The sequence below is a fragment of the Pseudoalteromonas sp. PSi26 genome (genome assembly GCF_054960575.1).
The window spans coordinates 298,211-319,165 of record NZ_JBHNYT010000003.1; the positions used below are offsets into that span (position 1 = coordinate 298,211).

17 protein-coding genes and 1 tRNA gene are annotated in these 20,955 nt (G+C 38.8%); 8 read left to right on the forward strand and 10 right to left on the reverse strand.

Annotated features, from left to right (window positions below):
- The first annotated feature begins 3 nt into the window (after positions 1–3).
- The 3 genes from ACFI34_RS05225 to ACFI34_RS05235 all read left to right on the forward strand — a co-directional run bounded on the left by ACFI34_RS05225 (position 4) and on the right by ACFI34_RS05235 (position 2,434).
- Complete coding sequence (locus tag ACFI34_RS05225; RefSeq protein WP_462672659.1) at positions 4–1,134, forward strand: sodium ion-translocating decarboxylase subunit beta; 1,131 nt, start codon at positions 4–6, stop codon at positions 1,132–1,134.
- A gap of 139 nt (positions 1,135–1,273) precedes the next feature.
- On the forward strand, positions 1,274–2,245 hold the full coding sequence (locus ACFI34_RS05230) for an aldo/keto reductase (protein ID WP_006794341.1): 972 nt from the start codon (positions 1,274–1,276) through the stop codon (positions 2,243–2,245).
- Positions 2,246–2,257: 12 nt separating this feature from the next.
- Positions 2,258–2,434, forward strand: a complete 177-nt coding sequence (locus ACFI34_RS05235) for a hypothetical protein (protein WP_462672660.1) — start codon at positions 2,258–2,260, stop codon at positions 2,432–2,434.
- A 152-nt stretch (positions 2,435–2,586) separates the two neighbouring features.
- Here the strand turns inward: ACFI34_RS05235 and ACFI34_RS05240 are convergent, their stop codons facing one another.
- Complete coding sequence (locus ACFI34_RS05240) at positions 2,587–3,900, reverse strand: peptidoglycan DD-metalloendopeptidase family protein (protein ID WP_462672661.1); 1,314 nt, start codon at positions 3,898–3,900, stop codon at positions 2,587–2,589.
- 323 nt (positions 3,901–4,223) lie between these two features.
- On the opposite strand from ACFI34_RS05240, the gene tyrS reads away from it, so the two are divergent.
- Entirely contained in the window at positions 4,224–5,423 is a 1,200-nt protein-coding gene (gene tyrS / locus ACFI34_RS05245; RefSeq protein ID WP_006794338.1) for a tyrosine--tRNA ligase, read from the forward strand.
- Positions 5,424–5,491: 68 nt separating this feature from the next.
- Here the strand turns inward: tyrS and ACFI34_RS05250 are convergent, their stop codons facing one another.
- The 4 genes from ACFI34_RS05250 to folE2 all read right to left on the reverse strand — a co-directional run bounded on the left by ACFI34_RS05250 (position 5,492) and on the right by folE2 (position 8,879).
- The gene (locus ACFI34_RS05250) at positions 5,492–6,436 is read right to left on the reverse strand and encodes a cobalamin biosynthesis protein CobD/CbiB (RefSeq protein WP_462672662.1); all 945 of its coding nucleotides are present in this window, start codon (positions 6,434–6,436) and stop codon (positions 5,492–5,494) included.
- Positions 6,437–7,144 carry a 5'-methylthioadenosine/S-adenosylhomocysteine nucleosidase gene (gene mtnN / locus ACFI34_RS05255; protein ID WP_462672663.1) on the reverse strand — a complete coding sequence of 236 codons (708 nt, stop codon included), beginning with the start codon at positions 7,142–7,144 and terminating at the stop codon, positions 6,437–6,439.
- Between the two features lie 114 nt (positions 7,145–7,258).
- On the reverse strand, positions 7,259–7,852 hold the full coding sequence (locus tag ACFI34_RS05260) for a DUF2726 domain-containing protein (RefSeq protein WP_006794335.1): 594 nt from the start codon (positions 7,850–7,852) through the stop codon (positions 7,259–7,261).
- A 106-nt stretch (positions 7,853–7,958) separates the two neighbouring features.
- Positions 7,959–8,879 carry a GTP cyclohydrolase FolE2 gene (gene folE2, locus ACFI34_RS05265; protein WP_039038231.1) on the reverse strand — a complete coding sequence of 307 codons (921 nt, stop codon included), beginning with the start codon at positions 8,877–8,879 and terminating at the stop codon, positions 7,959–7,961.
- A gap of 214 nt (positions 8,880–9,093) precedes the next feature.
- Here folE2 and arcB point away from each other — a divergent pair, with 214 nt between their 5' ends.
- Positions 9,094–11,412, forward strand: a complete 2,319-nt coding sequence (arcB, locus tag ACFI34_RS05270) for an aerobic respiration two-component sensor histidine kinase ArcB (protein ID WP_462672664.1) — start codon at positions 9,094–9,096, stop codon at positions 11,410–11,412.
- Positions 11,413–11,419: 7 nt separating this feature from the next.
- Here arcB and arcA read toward each other — a convergent pair whose 3' ends face one another.
- From arcA to trmB, 4 genes are all read right to left on the reverse strand, one after another.
- Positions 11,420–12,136 (reverse strand): two-component system response regulator ArcA, encoded by a 717-nt coding sequence (gene arcA, locus ACFI34_RS05275; RefSeq protein WP_006794331.1) that lies wholly within the window; start codon positions 12,134–12,136, stop codon positions 11,420–11,422.
- Positions 12,137–12,588: 452 nt separating this feature from the next.
- Entirely contained in the window at positions 12,589–14,193 is a 1,605-nt protein-coding gene (locus tag ACFI34_RS05280) for a sensor histidine kinase (protein WP_462672665.1), read from the reverse strand.
- Positions 14,194–14,342: 149 nt separating this feature from the next.
- Positions 14,343–15,368 carry a methyltransferase gene (locus ACFI34_RS05285; protein WP_462672666.1) on the reverse strand — a complete coding sequence of 342 codons (1,026 nt, stop codon included), beginning with the start codon at positions 15,366–15,368 and terminating at the stop codon, positions 14,343–14,345.
- Positions 15,369–15,413: 45 nt separating this feature from the next.
- Complete coding sequence (gene trmB, locus ACFI34_RS05290) at positions 15,414–16,139, reverse strand: tRNA (guanosine(46)-N7)-methyltransferase TrmB (RefSeq protein ID WP_462672667.1); 726 nt, start codon at positions 16,137–16,139, stop codon at positions 15,414–15,416.
- Between the two features lie 162 nt (positions 16,140–16,301).
- Here trmB and mutY point away from each other — a divergent pair, with 162 nt between their 5' ends.
- Positions 16,302–17,363, forward strand: coding sequence for an A/G-specific adenine glycosylase (gene mutY / locus ACFI34_RS05295; protein ID WP_462672668.1), 1,062 nt, complete (start codon positions 16,302–16,304; stop codon positions 17,361–17,363).
- Positions 17,364–17,397: 34 nt separating this feature from the next.
- Positions 17,398–17,670, forward strand: a complete 273-nt coding sequence (locus ACFI34_RS05300) for an oxidative damage protection protein (protein WP_006794326.1) — start codon at positions 17,398–17,400, stop codon at positions 17,668–17,670.
- Positions 17,671–17,734: 64 nt separating this feature from the next.
- Here ACFI34_RS05300 and ACFI34_RS05305 read toward each other — a convergent pair whose 3' ends face one another.
- On the reverse strand, positions 17,735–20,509 hold the full coding sequence (locus ACFI34_RS05305) for an ATP-binding protein (protein ID WP_462672669.1): 2,775 nt from the start codon (positions 20,507–20,509) through the stop codon (positions 17,735–17,737).
- Positions 20,510–20,848: 339 nt separating this feature from the next.
- Between ACFI34_RS05305 and ACFI34_RS05310 the strand changes: the two genes are divergently transcribed.
- Positions 20,849–20,924: transfer RNA gene (locus tag ACFI34_RS05310), tRNA-Phe, on the forward strand.
- The last annotated feature ends 31 nt before the right edge of the window (positions 20,925–20,955 follow it).

Sequence of the window (20,955 nt, forward strand, 5' to 3'; positions counted from 1 at the left end):
TAAATGGAAGGTCTTTTAAACCTTTGGCATGCTACTGGCCTTGCTAACTTTACGCTTCCTGGCTTGATAATGATTGCAGTAGGCTGTTTGTTATTGTTTTTAGCGATATCTAAAAACTTTGAGCCACTGCTTTTATTACCAATTGGCTTTGGCGCGATATTAACTAATATTCCGGTTGCTGGTATGTCTGACCCTGGTGGGCTTTTGTACTCAGTTTACTATGTAGGTATTGATACCGGTATTTTTCCGCTATTAATATTTATGGGTGTTGGTGCATTAACTGACTTTAGTGCGTTAATAGCAAACCCTCGTATGTTATTGCTGGGAGCTGCAGCTCAGTTTGGTATTTTTGCGACCTTATTTGGTGCAATTCTTCTCAACTTTATTCCGGGTTTTGAGTTTACGCTGCAAGATGCATCGGCTATAGCTATTATTGGTGGCGCTGATGGTCCAACGGCAATATTTTTAGCATCAAAATTAGCGCCTGATTTATTAGGTGCCATTGCGGTAGCGGCTTATTCATACATGGCGCTAGTTCCAATTATTCAGCCTCCTATTATGCGTGCACTCACAACAACAGAAGAGCGCCAAATTAAAATGCCTGAGCTACGTAAAGTATCTAAAAAAGAAAAAATTATTTTTCCACTTATGGTACTTACTGCAACAGCCATGTTTTTACCAGCGGCGATACCACTAGTAGGTATGTTCTGTTTGGGTAACTTAATGCGTGAGTCGGGTGTTGTTGACCGTTTAAGTAACAGTGCGCAAAACGAAATTATCAATATAACCACTATATTTTTAGGATTAGCGGTTGGCTCTAAGCTCGCTGCAGATGACTTTTTGACAGTAGAGACTATTGGTATTTTAGTGCTGGGTGCGCTTGCTTTTGGTATTGGTACGGCATCAGGTGTGTTTATGGCTAAAGGCTTAAATAAAATATCTAAAACCCCTATAAACCCGTTAATTGGTGCCGCTGGTGTGTCAGCCGTTCCTATGGCTGCGCGTGTAGTTAATAAAGTAGGGCTTGAAAATAACCCACATAACTTTTTACTTATGCACGCAATGGGCCCTAATGTGGCGGGCGTTTTAGGTAGTGCTGTTGCCGCAGGTATTTTGTTGGCACTTGTTGGCTAAATTGATTTTAGATTTCAACCAACCATTGAGCGCAGTTTACTGCGCTTTTTTTTGTCTGAAACTTCTGTTCGTTAGTGGTTTCTTGTTTTGAGATTTTTGTTTAAAGTGGTGGTTCTTCGCAATTTTAAGGATAGTCATTATGCTTCACACTCCACTGGCTCACTATTTACCTAATGTTAGTAAACTTGTATTTGGATGTATGGGGTTGGGAGGCGGTTGGAATAAAGACCCAATTACCAGCACACACCTTAAACAGACCCACGAGTGCATTGATAACGCGATTGAAGGCGGTATTAATTTTTTTGATCACGCAGATATATACACTTTTGGCAAAGCTGAGCAGGTATTTGGTCAAGCGCTCAGTGAGCGACCAGAGCTTAGAGAGCACATATACATTCAGTCTAAATGCGGTATAAAGTTTGCTGATGAAAAAGGGCCTAAGCGATATGACTTTTCAGCCGATTGGATTGAACAGTCTGTAGAAAACTCACTTAAGCGATTAAATACGCAATACCTTGATGTACTCATGCTACATCGTCCAGATCCTTTGATGGAAGTTGATGAAGTTGCACGTGTATTTAGCTGTTTAAAAGAAAGTGGCAAAGTAAAGCATTTTGCCGTATCAAACATGCAGCAACACCAAATGAACTTTTTGCAGCATGCTCTTGATATGCCTATTGTAGCTAACCAAATAGAGGCCAGCTTACAAAAACATCAATTTATAGATGAAGGCTTGTATGCTGGTAATAGCGACGGTAAAGACATTAACTTTACGCCTGGTAACATTGAATATTGCCGCAGCTTTGACATTCAAATACAAAGTTGGGGGAGCTTGTGCCAAGGTTTGTATACCGGCGGTGATTTATCAAATGCGTCGCAAGCCGATATCAATACAAGTATTTTAGTAAATAAACTTGCTGCAATTTATGGTACCTCTGCTGAGGCAATTGTACTTGCGTGGCTGCTGCGCCACCCTGCGTCGATTCAACCCATTATTGGCACTACTAACGCTAAGCGTATAAAAGCATCGTGTGAGGCTATTAATGTTCATTTAAGCCGAGAGCATTGGTATGCCTTATACGAAAGCGCAAAAGGCTGCGAAGTGCCATAAAGAGGGTTTTTAATGAACGTAATTATTATTTTAGTTTGTTTATTTATAGCATTGGCAATACTGATCCCATTACTTGAAAAGTACCAAAGCAAAATGGGGCTTGAGGGGGCGGCAAAATACAGTAAATATATTTGGCCATTAGTGATGAGCTCTTTAGTTATTCAACTTATTTATGTATTAATGAATTAGGTGTGTAAAGCTATTAATATAAAATTAAGATGCGAAGCCTTTAATGTGGAACGGCTCTATGTGAGCTGACTAACTTATTTTTAAAACAAAAACACTAAAAAAGCCCTTGCAGGCTAAACCTGCAAGGGCTTTTTAATAAATTAATAACGCGGTTACTTAAGTGCTAGTTGTAACTCGCGGTTACGCTCTAATTGAGCAATAAAGTTTTCGGCAATAGGTTTAAATTTAGCAAGCTCAGAGCGGGGGAGTGGCTCAGACTTTGGTAATTTAACCGTTTTAGGATTACGGTGAACACCGTTAACCAAAAACTCATAATGTAAATGCGCGCCAGTCACACGACCAGTAGCACCTACAGTACCAATTTTATCACCTTGTTTAACCTTTTGACCTGTTCTAACAAGCTTTTTATTAAGGTGTAAATACTTAGTGACATACTGTGTGCCATGGCTAATAAATACGTAGTTGCCGTTGTACTTGCTGTAACCTGCCTTAACGACTTTACCGTTACCCGATGCAACAACAGGTGTGCCAGTTCGTGCCGCGTAATCAATACCACGGTGTGCTTTTACTTGCCCAGTAACTGGGTGTAAGCGACGTGGATTAAAACTCGAGCTAATATATTTAAAATTAACGGGGGCACGTAAAAATGCTTTTTTCATACTGCGGCCTTCTGGGGTGTAGAAGTTTCCATCAGTATGTCTAATTGCTGTAAAACGCTGCCCTTGGTTAATAAACTCAGCCGCTATAATTTTACCAGTACCTATAAATTCGCCTTCAACATAGTGAGACTCGTAAATTAAGCCAAATTGATCGTTTTTACGAATGTCGTTAGCAAAGTCCACATCCCAACCAAAAATATCAGCAAAGTTCATGATTTGGCGTTCGCTTAAACCCGCTGCAATTGCAGAAGTCCAAAAGTTGCTAGAAATTTCGCCGCCAGCTGTTTTTGTCAGGGTTTCTATTTCTTTGCTATCTATAGATGTATTGTAGTTACCTTCGTCGTCTAAGGTTACATACAGCGTATCTGTCTTAGAAATAACGTAACGCAATTGTTCAAGTGCGCCGTCTTTACCTGTTGCAAAGCTCAGTACTTCGCCTGGGTGAATTTTAGTTAGCTTACGGGTTTCTGCGTTAGTGTTAATTAGCTTATGTAGCGTTTGCGCTGAAAAGCCCGCGCGTTTAAATATAATTGCTAAGTTGTCGCCCGTTTTTACTTGGTGGTCGACTAAATCGTACTCTGGAAGCTTTTCTGCTGCTTGCTCTGAGTTTAACTCGGTAAGTTTTTCGTTGTCATCGACTTTAACTTGAAGCTCGTAGCGTTTGCCAATCTCTAATGCGTTAGCATTGTTGTCTTTGGACGCTGTTGCTTTCTCAGATGGAAGAAACGTTAAAGCGGCAATAGCAGAAACCAAACATAAGATAAGCAATTTGTGTTTTTTGGGGAGGGTATTAACCACGTGAACCATAACGTGCCTTTTTCTGCTGTCAAGATAATAAATACATAATATTGCAGGATATACCTAATATTGTGCGAATACCAGTGCTTTGTAGATTTTAAATCGCGCTGAATTACGCTAAAATCGGGCTTTATATGCCTTTTTAGCGCTTAATTTATCTCAGACTGTGCGCATTTTATTTAGTTGCATTAATCACTTAAAAAGTTGTTTTAATTAGGTAGAAATTTGTTATGTTAGTTGCATATATAAGTTTGATTTAGCCCTTGTTAAACTAAGGTTATACAAAACAACTAGTAGCCCTCTTTGTTGGCAGAATTTTGGAGTAATAGACTGTGGATTTACAAACCGCTCTTGCAGAGATAAAACGCGGTGCAGAAGAAATATTAATTGAAGACGAGTTAGTTGAAAAACTAAAGTCGGGCAAAAAGTTAAAAATCAAAGCGGGTTTCGATCCAACAGCGCCAGATTTACACTTAGGGCACACAGTACTAATTAATAAAATGAAAACTTTTCAAGACTTAGGTCATGAAGTTATTTTCTTAATTGGTGATTTTACAGGAATGATTGGTGATCCAACCGGTAAAAATGTGACGCGTAAACCGCTTACCCGCGAAGATGTTCTTGCCAATGCTGAAACGTATAAAGAACAAGTTTTCAAAATTCTAGATCCGGCAAAAACAACCGTTGCTTTTAATTCAACGTGGATGGAAAAGCTGGGTGCTGCAGGCATGATTAAATTAGCTGCAAACCAAACAGTTGCGCGTATGCTTGAACGTGATGACTTTAAAAAGCGTTACAATGGCGGGCAGCCAATTGCAATACATGAATTTTTATACCCGTTAGTGCAAGGTTGGGATTCGGTTGCATTAGAATCTGACGTAGAACTGGGTGGTACCGATCAGCGCTTTAATTTACTAATGGGGCGCGAGCTTCAAAAAGTTGAGGGCCAAAAGCCACAAACTGTTTTAATGATGCCATTACTTGAAGGTACTGACGGCGTTCAAAAAATGTCTAAATCTTTAGGTAACTATATTGGTATTACTGATGCACCAAATGATATGTTTGGTAAAGTTATGTCGATTAGTGATGTATTAATGTGGCGCTATTACGATTTACTAAGTGGCCTTTCGATTGAGCAAATAGCAGCACAAAAAGAACGTGTAGAGCAGGGGACTAACCCGCGCGATATCAAAATTGAACTTGCTAAAGAGCTAATTGCACGTTTTCATAGTGAAGAAGATGCACAAGCTGCGCACAACGATTTTATTCAACGCTTTCAGAAAAAAGCGCTGCCAGATGAAATTCCTGAGCTGACAGTAACCATTGCAGAAGACACTATTTTAATCGCTAACTTATTAAAAGAAGCTAATTTAGTTGCAAGCACATCAGAAGCGATGCGCATGATAAAACAAGGTGCAGTTAAACTTAACGGTGAAGAAAAAATCACTGATACCAAACTAGAAATAGCAAAAGGCACAACCGCTATTTATCAAGTAGGTAAACGTAAGTTTGCAAACATTACCGTAGCTTAAGTGTGTGGGTAATAAAAAAAACCAGCTTAGGCTGGTTTTTTTTATACTCAATTTTTACTAAGTAAAGCTCAAATGCTTTTTAGAATTTCAATACACACAATAACGAGTACCCAAAAGGCGCGCGCCTGATTAAGCCGATTTAAAACCGCTGGTACATCGTCAGCGTTAGGTAACCTATCAGTACCAACCCGCATTTTGTTATGCCGCTTATTAAAGTACATAGCGGGTCCACCTAGTTGCACGCCAAGTGATGCAGAGCATGCACTGAGTAACCAGCCTGTATTTGTTTGATAAAAGTGTTGGCCGTAGTGTTTTATGTAGTGAATACTTTGTTTTGTGGCCTTACTTGCAGCAATTGTGAGTGTAAGTAAACGCACCGGGATATACTCAATAACAAATAAAATAAGCTTTAACGGTTTTAAAAATTCGCTGTTTGGTGAAATATCACCACGCCATGCTTGCTGCATTAAGGTAAGTAGTCGGTAACCAAGTGCTGCAACTGGCCCTAAAAGTAAAAAAACAAATATAACCACAAAGTAATAACGAGCAGTACGAAGTATTAAGCTTTCAATGAGGGCTTTAATAATTCCTGTGGTTGAAAGCTTGCTGACTTCACGAGCAAGCAGTGGTTTTAATAGCTCGCGTGCGGCTGACTTTTGGTTTTGTTTAGTGAGCTTTGCAATACGAAGGGCTTTTTTATTGAGGCTTTGGCTTTCAAGGCAAAGGTATAAAATAAGGCCTGCAAGTAGCTCTGGGTAAAATGCAAATTCAAGTAGCAATATAACAATTAGTAAAACAACACTGAGCACCAGTACGCTTGCAAGTATGGCTGCTAAATAGTGGTAGCTGTTTGTATTTTGTTTATTATAAATACGTTTGCCTATGGCGCTAAATACGGCCACTAAAACGGTATTCGGATGGTACCAACTAACGAGTGGTAAAAAGCGCTCAGCAAGGAGCGCTATTATAAACACAATAAAGTCCAAATGGTTTTGAACAATATTGCTAAGCATTTACAGTGTTACAGCTGTTAGCTTTTCAAGCAGAGCAACAACCATTTTAGATGAGTTGATTGATGCTGTTTCTAAGTATTCTTCAAACGACTGTGGCGATTCTTTGCCAGCAATATCAGACATTGAACGAATAACAACGAAAGGAGTTTCAAGCGTATGACAGGTTTGCGCGATAGACGCACCTTCCATTTCTACAGCAAGCATTGAAGGAAAGTCGCTGCGGGCTTTATCAATACGAACAGGATCACACATAAAGGTATCGCCAGTACAAATAAGGCCAACTAACGTTTTAACTTCGCTAATTTGTGCAATAGTTTGCTCGGCTGCTTCAACTAATTTAGGGTGCGCAGTAAAACCTGCAGGCATTTGTGGTACTTGGCCAATTTCGTAACCAAATGCAGTTACGTCTACATCGTGGTGACGAACTTCTGACGATATAACGACATCGCCAACACTTAATGATGGATCAAAACCGCCAGCAGACCCGGTGTTAATTACGCAATCAGGCTTAAAATTATCAATAAGTAATGTAGTTGCAATGCTTGATGCTACTTTACCAATACCTGATTGAACAAGAGTTACTGTGCAGCCCGCTAATTCACCAGTGTAAAATGTAAAACCTGCTTTAGTTAAAACAGCTGGGTTTTGCATTGCTTCACGCAAAATTTTAACTTCTGGCTCCATTGCGCCAATAATACCAACATTCATAGTGTTTGATTCCTGAGTTTGAATAGCTTGATTATACGTGAAGTTAGCAATAAAAAACAAAAAAGCGAGACATTTAAAATGCTCGCTTTAAATTCAAATTAAGTCACCTGATAATTATATTTCGGCTAATGCTGTTGAATGGGCTTTAGCTTGTGAGGGGGATAAAACAGCAGGTTTGTGAACTCGGTTACGTAATGGGCGCTGTGCTGTTGGTGCTGGTTTACCCAGTTTGAACATAATGGCATCGCGTACTTCTGATGGGCGATAGCCCGCTTTTACCTTCATGCGAATGTGTGGAATACCTGCAGCTTCTAAGGCACCATTCACAAACCAGTCGCGCTGGGCTTTGTGGCCATCTTTATTTGCGTTATTTACTAAATCAACAGCTGCCACGATGGTCATTTTTTCTTTGTCGATTAACACAAAATCAAGCTGCTTATTTTTGGCTTTAGCAATAGCGGCACGTTTTGATTTAGGTGATAAACCTTCTTTACAGTCGATCACATCAATAAGCTTAACTCGACTCACTATTTTATATTGATCGCCAATAGCGCGTTCTAACAGGTTTAAAAAGGCGCTTTCTACTTGCGTAAATACACTTTGTTTACGTTTAAAAGGATAAGGATTACCGCCGTCGTCACTAAATTTTGACGCGGCAATTGATGCACCTACCACTAATACTAAAATCGACAATAAAGCGAATTCCATACGGTAACTCCATAACAACAAATTGACACTGTTTTGTTAAAGCAAGTACCGTGCCCAAATATTGTATGTGATTTACCGAATGGTGATTTAAGTTAACGCAGGTGTTTTATGCCTTATACCCGCCATTAATACCTTTAACAGCAACCGCCACAGCGTCGTGGGCGTGAAGCGATTCGTAATGGTTTATTTGTAGCCAGTAATCTGCGTAACCGTCTGTTTCTAATATTGCTTTAATTTTACGCGCGGCATCTTCGCAGAACATTAAATTTTGCCCATTTAAACGGGCAAATTCTTGTTCATCTTCACGCTTTACTGCCGCTTGCACTGGCGTTTTAAGCTCGCCTTCAAGGGTATTTATTAAGTTAACTACATCAAACTCATTAATGTTGCTATTGAGTTTAACTTTTACGTTAGCAATTGAGCGCTGCGAGTGAGGGGTTGCCACAATGCCTTGTGTTGTGCCAAGCCACTCAAGTACCTCTTTTTGGTTGAGCGTGTCTTGGTTAAATTTTTCACTAAATGCGTTTTGTATTAGCTGGCGTGCAAGAGCCGCCGAGCAAGGGCAAGTTGATGAGTAGGTAACATCAACGGTTAGCTCGAAACTAATAATATTGTTTTCAATTGTACTTGTAAGTGTGATTGGATAGCTTTTCCAGCCAGCTTTGCCACTCAATAGAGACTTACGGCGAAGTGGTAGCTCAAATTTAAACTCAATCTGTGCCTTATTACTCAACCCTTCATGGCTAGATATAAACGTATTTAGTGCTTGGCTAATTGTTTGAGGATTTACTTGTTGCTCTGTTGAGAGTAAATCAAGCGCTAAAAATAGGCGCGACATATGAATGCCTTTGGCGTCTTCTTTGTGCAAGTTAACAAATGCTCGGGCTTTGGCATTAACAGTAACAGGGCTTAAATCACGCGATTCAAAAATAAATGGCAGTTCAATTTCACCCATGCCAACCCAGTCTAATTTACCTGTTTGTAATGCAGGAGCGGTGTCAGCTATATCGGGCATATTGGTTTGCATGCTATGTTACTCGTTATTGGCAATGATAAGGCGCATTATTTTACACGAAATAATCAATGGCTGAAACGAGGACTTTACTGCCCGCTAAAATTGCGTATGAATATTTTCTGTTTTTGTCGCACAACATGAAAATAGCGAATAGAAAAATGCTAAAATCTGTAAATAGCATTGCCTTTCTTATATTTAAGCAAACAGCAAAGAGATAAAACTACGTATGACCGATTATTCTTTGAGCCCTTGGGTTCGAGTGCTTTCAAGTTCAATAGCGCGATTTGGTGAGTTAAAAACAGCTGCCATTTGTTACGCTTTATTTTTAGCAGCGTCTCTTATTTTATCGAGCATGTTTTACTACGTAGCTATAGGCGAATTGTTTCTTGTAGATATTTTGGCCGTGGTATTTTTTTCAGCTGTTGTGTCCCCTTTAATTATAAGCGTACTTATTAATTCAATTCGTCAGTTAGATGCTTCCTACGCTTACTTAGATAGCGCAACTAAACAAGAAAAACTATTAAACCAAACACTTAAAGATAATATTAGTCGACTTAATATTGAAATAGATGAACGTAAAATGGCTTTTCATGCTAAGCATCGCGCCATTGAAGAATTACGTAGAGAAATTGCCGAGCGTAAAAAAACACAGCAAGAGCTTGCTCAGCAAAGCATGTTACAACGCTCAATTGTTGATTCATCCCCCGATCTATTTTATTACCGCGATAACAATGGGGTATTTGCTGGCTGCAATAAAATGTTTGAAGAAGTAATGGGTAAATCAAGCAGTGAGCTTATAGGTAAAACGCTTGAACAAATATTCCCCAACGACTTTTTATCTGAAGTATTGCGCACAGACAAAGAGGTAGAACAAACTCACAAAGCACTCACTATCGATGTAGGTTATGAAGTTGATGGTGCAACGCGCTGGTTTGAACTACGAAAACTTCCTTTTATAAACGATGAAGGCGACTACATAGGTTTACTTGGTTTTGGTCGTGATATTACTAGCCGTAAAGAGGCGGCTGAGGCGCTTGAAACCGCATATAAAGATAAAGGGAAATTTATAGCCACATTGAGCCATGAGCTGCGTACCCCGCTTAACGGCATTGTGGGCTTAACACGTATGTTGCTCGATACCGATCTAAATAAGCAGCAACGCAGTTGGTGTAACACGGTTTTTTCAAGTGCTGAAACGCTCGGTAATATTTTTAACGACATTATAGATTTAGATAAAATAGACAGAGAGCAACTCGATATTGCCGCCAACTCTATTAATGTATCTGATTTTATAAACGATGTTGTGAATTTTGCAGGGCTAATAACTGAGCAAAAAGGGCTTGAGTTTGATATTGAACGAAATGGCATGCTTGATATATATGCACTGCTTGATCCTACTCGTTTACGCCAAGTGGTTTGGAACCTGATAAACAACGCAGTGAAATTTACCCAGCATGGCAAAGTAACACTTGAATGTAGCCGTGAAAACCGCCCTGAAGGCCCGTGGTTAGTTATTAAAATCTCAGATACAGGGCAAGGTATTCCACAAGAGCAGCTTTCTCGTATTTTTGATATGTACTATAAAGCACCTGATTTACAAGGCACTAATGCAATAGGTTCAGGTATTGGGCTTGCGGTAACTAAAGCGCTAGTCACGGCAATGAAAGGCAGTATTACAGTAAACAGTACAGAGGGTGAGGGTAGTTGCTTTACAGTGCAAATACCGCTGAGCTTATGTATTGCGCCTACAGAGCAAAGTTACGTTGGCCGAGAGCTTTATATTTTACTCGTTGAAGACGTACCACTTAACGCCGAAATAGCCACTAATTTATTAGAACAACGCGGTCACGAAGTGTTATGGGCAGAAACCGGCGAAGATGCTCTTTCGTTTGTAGATACTGAAGACGACCTAGATTTAGTATTACTTGATATGCAGCTACCCGATATCAATGGGGACGAAGTTGCAAGGCAAATTCGTGCCGATAGTCATTTTGATAATCTGCCTATTGTTGCACTAACCGCTAATGTAAGAAGTGCAGAAGAAGAGCTTGAAGGTATTTCTATTCAAGGCGCTTTAGCTAAGCCTATTAATACAGTAAAGCTTGATAAAATGCTTGCTGACTTATTTGATATTAAGCAAGCTCAATGCAACGAGCCACAGCTAAAAGTAACCGACGAGGCACTTAAAAATATTGATGCGCATTTGCTAGATGTTGAAACAATAGAAGACTTTGTGAACTCAATGGGGTTAGTTGTCTTTAGACGCAGCAGTCAGTTATTCGAAAAGCTAAATCCGCAGTACCAACAAGAACTGCTTACATCATTAAATACAGGTGACAGGGAAGAGTATAAATCGGTTGCGCATAAGCTTAAAGGTGCTGCAGGCTCTGTTGGTTTAAACGATGTTCAACTGCATGCAAAAGTGATGGAGTACGGCGCAATAGAGGAGTCTGATGAGGTGCTTAAAGAGTGGCTGCTTGTGTTGGAAGATAAAATAAATGAAGGACAACATGCCCTTCATTTATTTTTACAGCAATTAGAATAAACGCTGATTAGCTGTCGATTTTACCAATAAAGCGGTAGCCTTCACCATGAATAGTGCTGATAAGCTCTGATGTAGAGTTATCACTTTCAAAATGCTTTCGGATACGGCGAATAGTTACATCAACAGTACGGTCGTTTGCACGAAGTTCACGCCCAGTCATATGTTTAATTAGTTGTTCTCGGCTAAAAATACGACCTGGAGAATCAAGCATTAAACGCAGTGCTCTATACTCGCCTTTAGGCAAGCGTTTAGCATCGCCATTAGGTGATGTTAAACAGCGACTGTTTTCATCTAATTCCCAACCGTTAAATGTAATAACGCCATTTGTTTCAAGTGCTGATTCATCGTCACTTAATCCTGTACGCGTAATAAGGTTGCGAGCTCTAATAGTCAATTCACGAGGGTTAAATGGTTTAGTAATGTAATCATCAGCGCCAATTTCAAGCCCTAAAATACGATCAACATCGTTATCACGACCCGTTAAGAAAATAAGGCCTACTTTGCGTTTTTGGCGTAATTCACGAGCTAATATAAGGCCGTTTTTGCCTGGAAGATTGATATCCATAACTACGAGATTAACGTCGTCGTTATTTGTAAGCTTGTCATGCATGTCATCGCCATCAATGGCTTCAATAACTTTGTAACCTTCAGCTTCAAATAAACTAACGAGGTTTAGTCGAGTTACGTCTTCATCCTCTACGATTAGAATGACTGGCGTTTGCATTATTAATTAACCTTTTTGGAATATTTTATTTACAAAAAATCGGTATTTAGTATAAATCCGACTACTAGAGATTATAGGATTATATCCAATTGTTAACAAGAAAAAACAAGTTGGATGAAAATAAAACAGCAAGAGTTCAAAGTTTGCTCAAAAAGCCCGTGCAAAAACTACTGTTAAATTGATCAATACACGTATGAAGTTCATTTACTTTGAAAATTTATGGACCGGCTGACTATGCAAAACTGTTAGACAATCAGACAAATTCAAAGTTAAATTATATCACTATCTAATCTTTCATCAATGTATGTGATATCGCAAAAGTAATAAAGTTCAAAAAATTGCGCTCTATAAACGATAACTATTACCCTTACTTGTCACATGAGGCATAAATATAGTCGATAAGTAGTAATTCAAGGAGTGTAAGCAAATAAATGCGCTTGGTTACTTCACTTTTAAGGGATGGTTATGATGAATCGCGCACCGTGTTTTTTTTCTAAATCAATTAATATGTGGCCACCTAAAGCTTGGGTTACTAAATTGTAAACTAAGTGCATACCGAGTCCACTTGCCCCTTGCCCTCTTTTTGAGGTTACAAATGGGTCGAATATTCTGTGTTTAATTTTTTTATCTACGCCTTGGCCGTTATCGCTGTATATAATAGTGAGCTTTTTACCTGTAAGCTCTACGTCAAAGCATATCTCATTATTTTCGGTATCAGAAAATCCGTGTAGTAGTGAGTTTGTTATTAGTTGTATAAGTACTTGCTGTAATGGTTCTGACTTGCTTTCTACGGTTAAATCGGTTGCACAATTTATGTTTATAACAGGCTTTTTCTCTTCAAGCTCAGAGCTGATTGATGTCAAAACATCCGTTATTAACTTATGGATATTGATGTAGGTTGTTACGTCATCATCCTGAATAACCGCTACCTTTTTAAAGGTTGAAATTAAGTCGGCTGCACGGTTTAAGTTACGATAAATTAAGTCTAGGTTTTCAATACCGTCGTCAATAAAACGCTTTAATTGATTTGAAGTCAGCTTTTTGTCATCAAAGCTAATTTGTAAATCGGCCAACTTATCGCGCAGCAAAGTAGAGCTTGTAATACCAAGGCCTATTGGGGTATTAACTTCATGTGCAACACCGGCAACCATTTGACCAAGTGATGCCATTTTTTCATTTTCAACAATCTGCGTTTGATACTGATGCATACGCTCAAGGGTTGATAACAATTCTTGATTTGCCTCTCGTAAGGCTATGGTTCGTTGGTTTACTTTTTCTTCTAACCCCTGGTTAAGCTGTTTAATTTCTTCTTTGTCTTTTTCATGGCGAGTCAATTGTTTTTGGGTGCGTCTAAGCATGATATTTAAACTGTTAGAAAGCGCTGATATTTCTTTTACGTCGGTTACTGGTGCGCGTACATCGTAGTTATGATTTTTTGATACGTCTTGTAATAGCATACTAAGCCGCTCTATCGGTCGAGCTATTCTTTTTTGAACATTTATTGCGATAAAATACACAACAACAAGTATCAGTAAAGTCAGAAAGACATCTACAACTATTTTTTGTTTTATATAATCGTCTAAGCTTTCAAGACTCCCGCGCATGTATACATGACCAACAAGCTTTTCATTATGAAAAATTGGCTTTATTAGTTCGATATCTTCGTTGGTTATACGTGGTGTTTTTAGTTCTTCAATGCTGTCGGTTCGAAGGGGGACTGGTGGCGTTTTTTTTGCATTGAAACTAATAAAAAAAACAGGTTTTTGAGATGCTTGCTCAATAGAATATACATGTATGTTTTTAACTAAAGGGGTTTTTTCAAAGTATTTGAGGCGTTTCTCTTCTGTTTCTCTGTCATCTTCAAAAACTGATTTCCCAGCATCAAAAGCAACTATTTCCGCCAAAATAACGAGCTTACTCACTATTAATTGTTTTTGCTCTTTAACACTTAGGTAAGTCGATATAGAAATCGATAACGACAAGCAGATAGCAGTTATAAGCATTATTAGATTTATGAGTGCTTTACGAATACTGCTTTGATGAACTTTTCTAGGCATTATTAAAGTGTCGCCTGAGTCATTAAGTTTATTATTTTATTAGTTTAGCAAAGAAGGCATAGAGTGCCGCAAAAAAATACATAAAATTAAGTATACATTCAAATACTAAGCTAAACATATTAATTGTTTAACTTAGCATTTAAGCGTGTTTAACTGCTATATACGGCAAATTTATTGTTTTTGAATACGGTTTGATACGCTTCAAATTGTGTTTCTAAAATTGGCGGGTATTTTAAAAAGCTGTTTGCAACAATGGTTAGCTTTCCGTTTTTAGTTAAATGCTGTTTAGCGTTAGCTAAAAACGTTTCTGCAACGCTGTAGTCTGTAGCAATTCCTGTGTGAAACGGCGGATTACTCACTATTAAATCAAACTTACCACTAATATTTTTAAGGCCGTCACTGAGAATTGCTTCACCAGTTACCCCGTTTAACTTTAAAGTTTGAGTTGTTGCATAGGTTGCAAGCGCGCTTACGTCACTACATACAAATTCAAGAGCTGTATTTTTTAACCCTAAAAAGGTCGCAATTAAGCCAGCACCACAACCAAAGTCGAGTACTTTACCTTGTTTAGTTGAAGGGGCATTTTCGAGTAGCATTTTCGTACCAGCGTCTAAACAGCCATGGTTGAACACGCCAGGTACGCTGATAGCTGAAAATGATGTATCGGCAATACTAACGGTAAATGTTTTATGGTAATGGCTAATATCAAATTGCGCATTAAGCTCAATTTGAGAAAATGAGTAAAGTACGCAGTGTTTAGCCGAATCAATCTTATTACTATATTGAGCTTTGCCTGCTAATTGTTTTTCAATCGATTTAACACCACTCTTATTTTCGCCAACAACTAATAACTCTGCGTCCGTAGTTATTACAGCGCGAATGTTATCAAGGGCCATTAAAAGCTCTGGTTTTGATTTGGGATAATAAAGAATGACTAAATCATAATCACTGCCGGTAATAGTGTGGTTAACTTTTACATCAACACCATGAGTATTTTCAGCAAATTCACCATTAGCATGGTTATAGCTAAACGCTGTAATTTTGCTATTTGGATTAAGCGTTTTAAGCTCAGCTAAAAAGCCATCTTGAACAAAGTTGACCACCAATATAGATTTACCCGTTAATGCCTCACTATTTCGCAGCAAAAGTAAACTTGGGTTGGTTAATACGCTCATAAATGGCTTTGCCTTACAGTATGTTAAATTAATATAAAAGTGTAATTACTTTGTGCGCTCAAACATTAAGTCCCAAACGCCGTGACCTAATCGGTGGCCGCGTTGCTCAAATTTGGTAAGAGGGCGTAAATCAGGGCGAGGCACATAATCGTTAGTTTCTGATTGATTTTTATAACCGGGGGCAGCTTGCATAACTTCTAGCATATGTTCTGCGTAGTTTTCCCAATCAGTAGCCATATGAAAAACACCGCCTATTTTTAATTTAGAACGTAGTTTTTCAGCAAATTCAGTTTGTACAATACGGCGCTTATGGTGGCGCTTTTTGTGCCATGGGTCTGGGAAGAATAATTGCAATGTAGTTAGGCTTTCATCGCTTAGGCAGTCAGCAAGTACTTCTACAGCATCATGTTCAAACACGCGTAAATTAGTTATACCCGCTTCGTCGGCATCCATTAAACATGCACCAACGCCTGGGCGGTGTACTTCAATACCAATAAAGTTTAGGTGTGGAGCATTTTTAGCCATTTCTACAAGCGACTTGCCCATACCAAAGCCTATTTCTAGGACTACATCATTGTTGTTGCCGAATACTTGGCTTAAATCAAGCATGCCGTTTTTATGCTCTAAGCCCATTGTTGGCCAGCATTTTTCGATTGCAGCGGCTTGGCCTTTGGTTAATCGACCTTCGCGTTTTACAAAACTGCGAATGGTGCGGATGTATTTACCTTCTTGCTTAGCTTGCTCTAGGTTGGTATTGCTTGATTCACTCATATCTAATTGGCCTGACAAAACAATGTGTTTAAAAATGGTTGCATATTATCCCTGACGATGGCCTCAATCACAAGTATTAGCTGGTTTTACAGCCTCTATAGCTTGATCTTTTTACTCACTGCAATAGACTGACCCGCCATTGAGCATGAGTAAAAGTATAATATGTTGGACTTAAATAAAGAGCAGTCTCACTGGTTTTCAAAGCAAGTAGTTGATTGGTATCACCTTCATGGCAGAAAAACGCTGCCGTGGCAATTGGGTAAAACACCTTATAAAGTGTGGGTTTCTGAGGTCATGCTTCAGCAAACTCAAGTTGTTACTGTGATCCCATACTTTGAAAAATTTATGAAAAGCTTTCCTGATATTATCGCTTTGGCGAATGCCGAAGAAGATCAGGTACTACATCATTGGACTGGTTTAGGTTACTACGCCCGCGCGCGAAATCTTCATAAAACAGCAAAAATAGTTCGCGACAAATACAACGGACAGTTTCCGCAAACGCTTGAGGAAGTTATGGATTTGCCCGGTATTGGCCGCTCTACAGCAGGGGCTGTATTGTCATTGTCACTTGGTCAACATCACCCCATTTTAGATGGTAATGTAAAGCGAGTATTGGCACGCTATTTTATGGTTGAAGGGTGGTATGGTGTAAAAAAAGTAGAAAACCAGCTTTGGCATTTATCGTCGCAATTAACACCTAAAAATAATGTGACAGAATTCAACCAAGCTATGATGGATTTAGGTGCAAGCTTATGTTCACGTAGCCGTTTTGATTGTGAGGCGTGCCCGTTAAATAGTCGCTGTGGTGCGTTTAATGCGAGTAAAGTTAAAGAGTTTCCTCATTCTAAGCCTAAAAAAGCAGTGCCTAAAAAAAGCTGTCACCAGCTAATTATAAAGTGCGACGATAAGGTCCTTATGGAAAAACGCCCTAGCTCTGGTATTTGGGGGGGATTGTTTGGTTTTTTTGAGTTTGCTGAGCGCAAACAGCTAGATGACTTTTTAGTTCAACATGGCTTTAAATCAGAACTTGAACCATTGGTACCATTCACCCATGTATTTTCTCACTTTGAGCTGACTATTAACCCACATATATTAAATCTTAAACAAATCCCGGATGTGATTAACGAACGGCAGCTAGTTTGGTACCCGCTAGATCAATCAGTAGAAGTGGGTTTGGCTGCACCAACTAAAAAGTTGGTTAAACAAATTGCACCAATAGGTTAAACTATTTGCATTTAACGCTTAAGAGAAATTAATTATGGCACGTACTGTATTTTGTCAAAAGTTACAAAAAGAAGCCGAAGGCCTTGGTTTTCAACTTTACCCGGGTGAGCTTGGTGAAAAGATCTTTAATAACATCTCTAAAGAAGCTTTTGCTCAATGGCAACATAAACAAACTATGCTAATTAACGAAAAGCATTTAAATATGATGGACCCAGAGCATCGAACATTTTTAGAAGAGCAAATGGTTGGCTTTCTGTTTGAAGGTAAAGACGTAGAAATTGAAGGCTATAGACCGCCAGAAAAATAAATAGTTTATTAAAAAAAAGGGGCTCAAAGCCCCTTTTTATTGCTAATTATTTAGCTATTAAGTGCTAAAACTCTTCGTTTTCTTCCTCTGCCTTTCTAACTTGCTCTTTTAAAAATTGAGCCGCTTTAGAATATTCAATTTCTAACTGGTCGCGTAAATCAATTAATTCATCAGTTGTTAGTTCGCCCGCTTTGCATTTATCTTCAAATGCGCCGGCAAGCTTACCAACTGCTTCTGCCCCAATGGTTTTAGAAATAGATCTGAGTTGATGACAACCCTCAATTATTTCTGCCAGGTCGTTGACCATAACGCCTGAATTTATTGATTTAATTAAACTTTGACTTTGCTCTAAATACATTTTGAAAAAGCGCAGTTGTTTTGCTTTATCGCCATTTACGTATTTAGCGACTGCATCCATATCTATTGGCAATGCTGTGTTTAGTTGAGGAGTTAGCGCTTGCTTAGGAGCTTGCTTGCTGCTCCAGCGTTTTAAAGTATCTTCAAGCGCATTGAGTTCTATAGGCTTTGTAATAAAGTCATTAATACCCACTGCTAAACAGCGTTCTTTTTCACCTTTGAGAGCGTTAGCGGTAACTGCAACTATATAAGGTTGTGCATCTATGGCTTCTAATAATTCAGCTTCGTTACGAATTTTTTCAACCATGTCGTATCCCGACATTTTTGGCATGTGTAGATCGGTTAAAATAAGTGAGAAATTGTTCTTTCTCCACATATCTAGGCCTTCTTCGCCATTGTTGGCAACCTCTACGCCATACCCTAATATATGCAATTGGTCGGTTAAAACTTGCTGGTTTAGAAGGTTGTCTTCAACTAGCAAAATTAATTTATTTGATTCTCGAGCTTGCTCAACATTTAAATAGTTATTTAGCGACTTTGCTTTTTTAATTTGTTTTGGTTGATGCAAGCCTGCGGCAACCAAAATAGAAAGCATAAAGTTTGACTTACAAAGCGGAGATGCATTTATGTAAAAAATGTTTTTATGATTAATGGCCGCTTCATCTAGTTTGCTTAATACGACTACTTGCTGATTGTAATCTTCAAGTGAGTACAATAAGCGCCTCAATAGAGAGTTAATATCATCAATATTATCTATGCCGTCTGCAACCCAAATAGCACCCTCTGTGTTTTGGTGTTGTTCAATTTCTTTTTCTGTGTGCGCGTAAATAACTTTTGCACCCATAAACGATAAATAACGGTACATTATTTTTTCGCGTTGAAGGTTGTTACTTACAACAATAATTGGTTTGCCGTCTAAGGCATTCTTATGAGCATATTTTATTTTACCAGAGGTGCTAAAAGGTAGCTCAACGGTAAATTCACTGCCAATACCTGCATGGCTATTTACATGAATAGTACCTAACATTAACTCTGTTAGGCTCTTACAAATAGAAAGCCCTAACCCTGTGCCACCAAACTCTCTGGTTATTGAACTCTCAGCCTGAACAAATGGGCTAAATATGTCTCTTAGCTGAGCTTGTGTCATCCCTTTGCCGTTATCGGTTACGCAAAAGCGCAAGGTAAAGTGGTCGGCGGTGTTATGCGCAACCTCAACCGAAATTCTCACATGGCCTTGGGTTTTTTCATCGGTGCTTGTGAATTTAATTGCATTGCTGCATAAATTATAAAGTACTTGGCGCACACGTACGCTGTCACCGACTAGATTTACTGGAATATCAGGCGCAATTGATAGTTCTAAATCGAGTTCTCGTTTTTTAGCGACCGACGACAAAACGCGAGTTACTTCTTCTAGGGTGTCGCTCACTGAAAAAGGGATTGGGTCTATGTTGAGCTTACCAGCTTCAATTTTAGAAAAATCTAAAATATCATCCAAAATGCTCAGTAGTGAAAATGCTGATTCGCGAATAATAGTACTTAAGCGATGCTGAGCACCATCAAGGTCTGTTTGACGAAGCAAATCGATAGTACCAATAACACCATTCATAGGCGTTCTGATTTCGTGGCTCATAGTAGCCAAAAAGGTGGTTTTAGTTTCGCTAGCTCTTTGTGCTTTTAAGGTTTCTCGCTCGAGTGCAATAGTGCGGTTTTGCACCTCTGACTCTAAACCATTTTGTAGTTTTTTCAGTTCTTTTTGTACCGACTCGTTATCGCTAAGGGCTGTTTGTACTTGCTTAAGAAGTACATTTATACTTTGTGCTACAGAGCCTAAACCAATATCTAGCTGTTCATTAACATTACTATTGTAGTTACCTTGCTCTGTAATAGCCTGAAGTTCTTGCGAGAGTGAGTCAGTGCTTTTACGCAAACGGCCATTAATGTATACGTTAAAAAGTAACGCGAAGATAAATAAAGAAATAACAGTTGCGATTGCAACGCCATATGCAATCACTTGAGAGTCTTGCATGCTTAATGGTGGTGGAGCTAACTCTTGTTTTATAATTAGCTCACCAATTGGCTGATCGTTAAGTAAGAGAATATGATGCAACACACCTGTGTTCTCATTATATTGTGTAATTTTGATGGACTCAGGTGCGGTCTCGCTATTGCTATAAACGAGTTGTGTATCAGAAGTCGCGCTGAAACGATAAATAGTGTATTCAAATTCATCATCTAAAGAGGATGTTAAGTCGAGTAATTGCTTAACCTTGTCTTGGCCGTACATTGTTAGCGCGTCGATCATAGGCTGATTTAATGTAGATGCGAGTGTTTTAATATTTACCGATGGCTCAGGTTTAACTGTTTGTGTATCGTTTTTGATGTAGAACGAGTAACCAAATACAGCAAGGGCGGTAATTGCAATATTAAATATAAAAAAAAGTGGTAATAACCCTTTTACCGGCGAAGAGAATTTACTCTGCATTGAATGTTCCCATTGATGTGTTTTTGCTATTTTAGCTATTAGCATAGGTATCTGAACTAATCGTACCATTTACCAAAAATAATTCACTACGGTTTTAGTCTAATTTAGTTTTAATATTTCATATATATAGACTGATTTGTGGTAAAAATGTACGTTATCAATAAAAAATGTACTGAGTTGCTTGAAAACCGTTCAAACAGTCGTAAAGGATAAAAAAAAAGTTGACTTGTAAGGGCAAAACTCGTTTAATACGCCGCACGCCCAGATAGCTGACTTAGTAGATGTTGTTGGGAGTTACATTAAAAACCAGTTAAGGTTTTTGATTAGCACTGTTAAAGTGCCTCGATAGCTCAGTTGGTAGAGCAGAGGATTGAAAATCCTCGTGTCCCTGGTTCGATTCCGGGTCGAGGCACCATTTATAAGTTTATCAATCTTCAAAATTGATG

Excerpts from the sequence above, each read along its gene's own strand:
- ACFI34_RS05225 (WP_462672659.1), top strand. The coding sequence starts at position 4 with ATGGAAGGTCTTTTAAACCTTTGGCATGCTACTGGCCTTGCTAACTTT.
- ACFI34_RS05230 (WP_006794341.1), top strand. The coding sequence starts at position 1,274 with ATGCTTCACACTCCACTGGCTCACTATTTACCTAATGTTAGTAAACTT.
- ACFI34_RS05235 (WP_462672660.1), top strand. The coding sequence starts at position 2,258 with ATGAACGTAATTATTATTTTAGTTTGTTTATTTATAGCATTGGCAATA.
- ACFI34_RS05240 (WP_462672661.1), bottom strand. The coding sequence starts at position 3,900 with ATGGTTCACGTGGTTAATACCCTCCCCAAAAAACACAAATTGCTTATC.
- ACFI34_RS05250 (WP_462672662.1), bottom strand. The coding sequence starts at position 6,436 with ATGCTTAGCAATATTGTTCAAAACCATTTGGACTTTATTGTGTTTATA.
- mtnN (WP_462672663.1), bottom strand. The coding sequence starts at position 7,144 with ATGAATGTTGGTATTATTGGCGCAATGGAGCCAGAAGTTAAAATTTTG.
- ACFI34_RS05260 (WP_006794335.1), bottom strand. The coding sequence starts at position 7,852 with ATGGAATTCGCTTTATTGTCGATTTTAGTATTAGTGGTAGGTGCATCA.
- folE2 (WP_039038231.1), bottom strand. The coding sequence starts at position 8,879 with ATGCAAACCAATATGCCCGATATAGCTGACACCGCTCCTGCATTACAA.
- arcB (WP_462672664.1), top strand. The coding sequence starts at position 9,094 with ATGACCGATTATTCTTTGAGCCCTTGGGTTCGAGTGCTTTCAAGTTCA.
- arcA (WP_006794331.1), bottom strand. The coding sequence starts at position 12,136 with ATGCAAACGCCAGTCATTCTAATCGTAGAGGATGAAGACGTAACTCGA.
- ACFI34_RS05280 (WP_462672665.1), bottom strand. The coding sequence starts at position 14,193 with ATGCCTAGAAAAGTTCATCAAAGCAGTATTCGTAAAGCACTCATAAAT.
- ACFI34_RS05285 (WP_462672666.1), bottom strand. The coding sequence starts at position 15,368 with ATGAGCGTATTAACCAACCCAAGTTTACTTTTGCTGCGAAATAGTGAG.
- trmB (WP_462672667.1), bottom strand. The coding sequence starts at position 16,139 with ATGAGTGAATCAAGCAATACCAACCTAGAGCAAGCTAAGCAAGAAGGT.
- mutY (WP_462672668.1), top strand. The coding sequence starts at position 16,302 with ATGTTGGACTTAAATAAAGAGCAGTCTCACTGGTTTTCAAAGCAAGTA.
- ACFI34_RS05300 (WP_006794326.1), top strand. The coding sequence starts at position 17,398 with ATGGCACGTACTGTATTTTGTCAAAAGTTACAAAAAGAAGCCGAAGGC.
- ACFI34_RS05305 (WP_462672669.1), bottom strand. The coding sequence starts at position 20,509 with ATGCAGAGTAAATTCTCTTCGCCGGTAAAAGGGTTATTACCACTTTTT.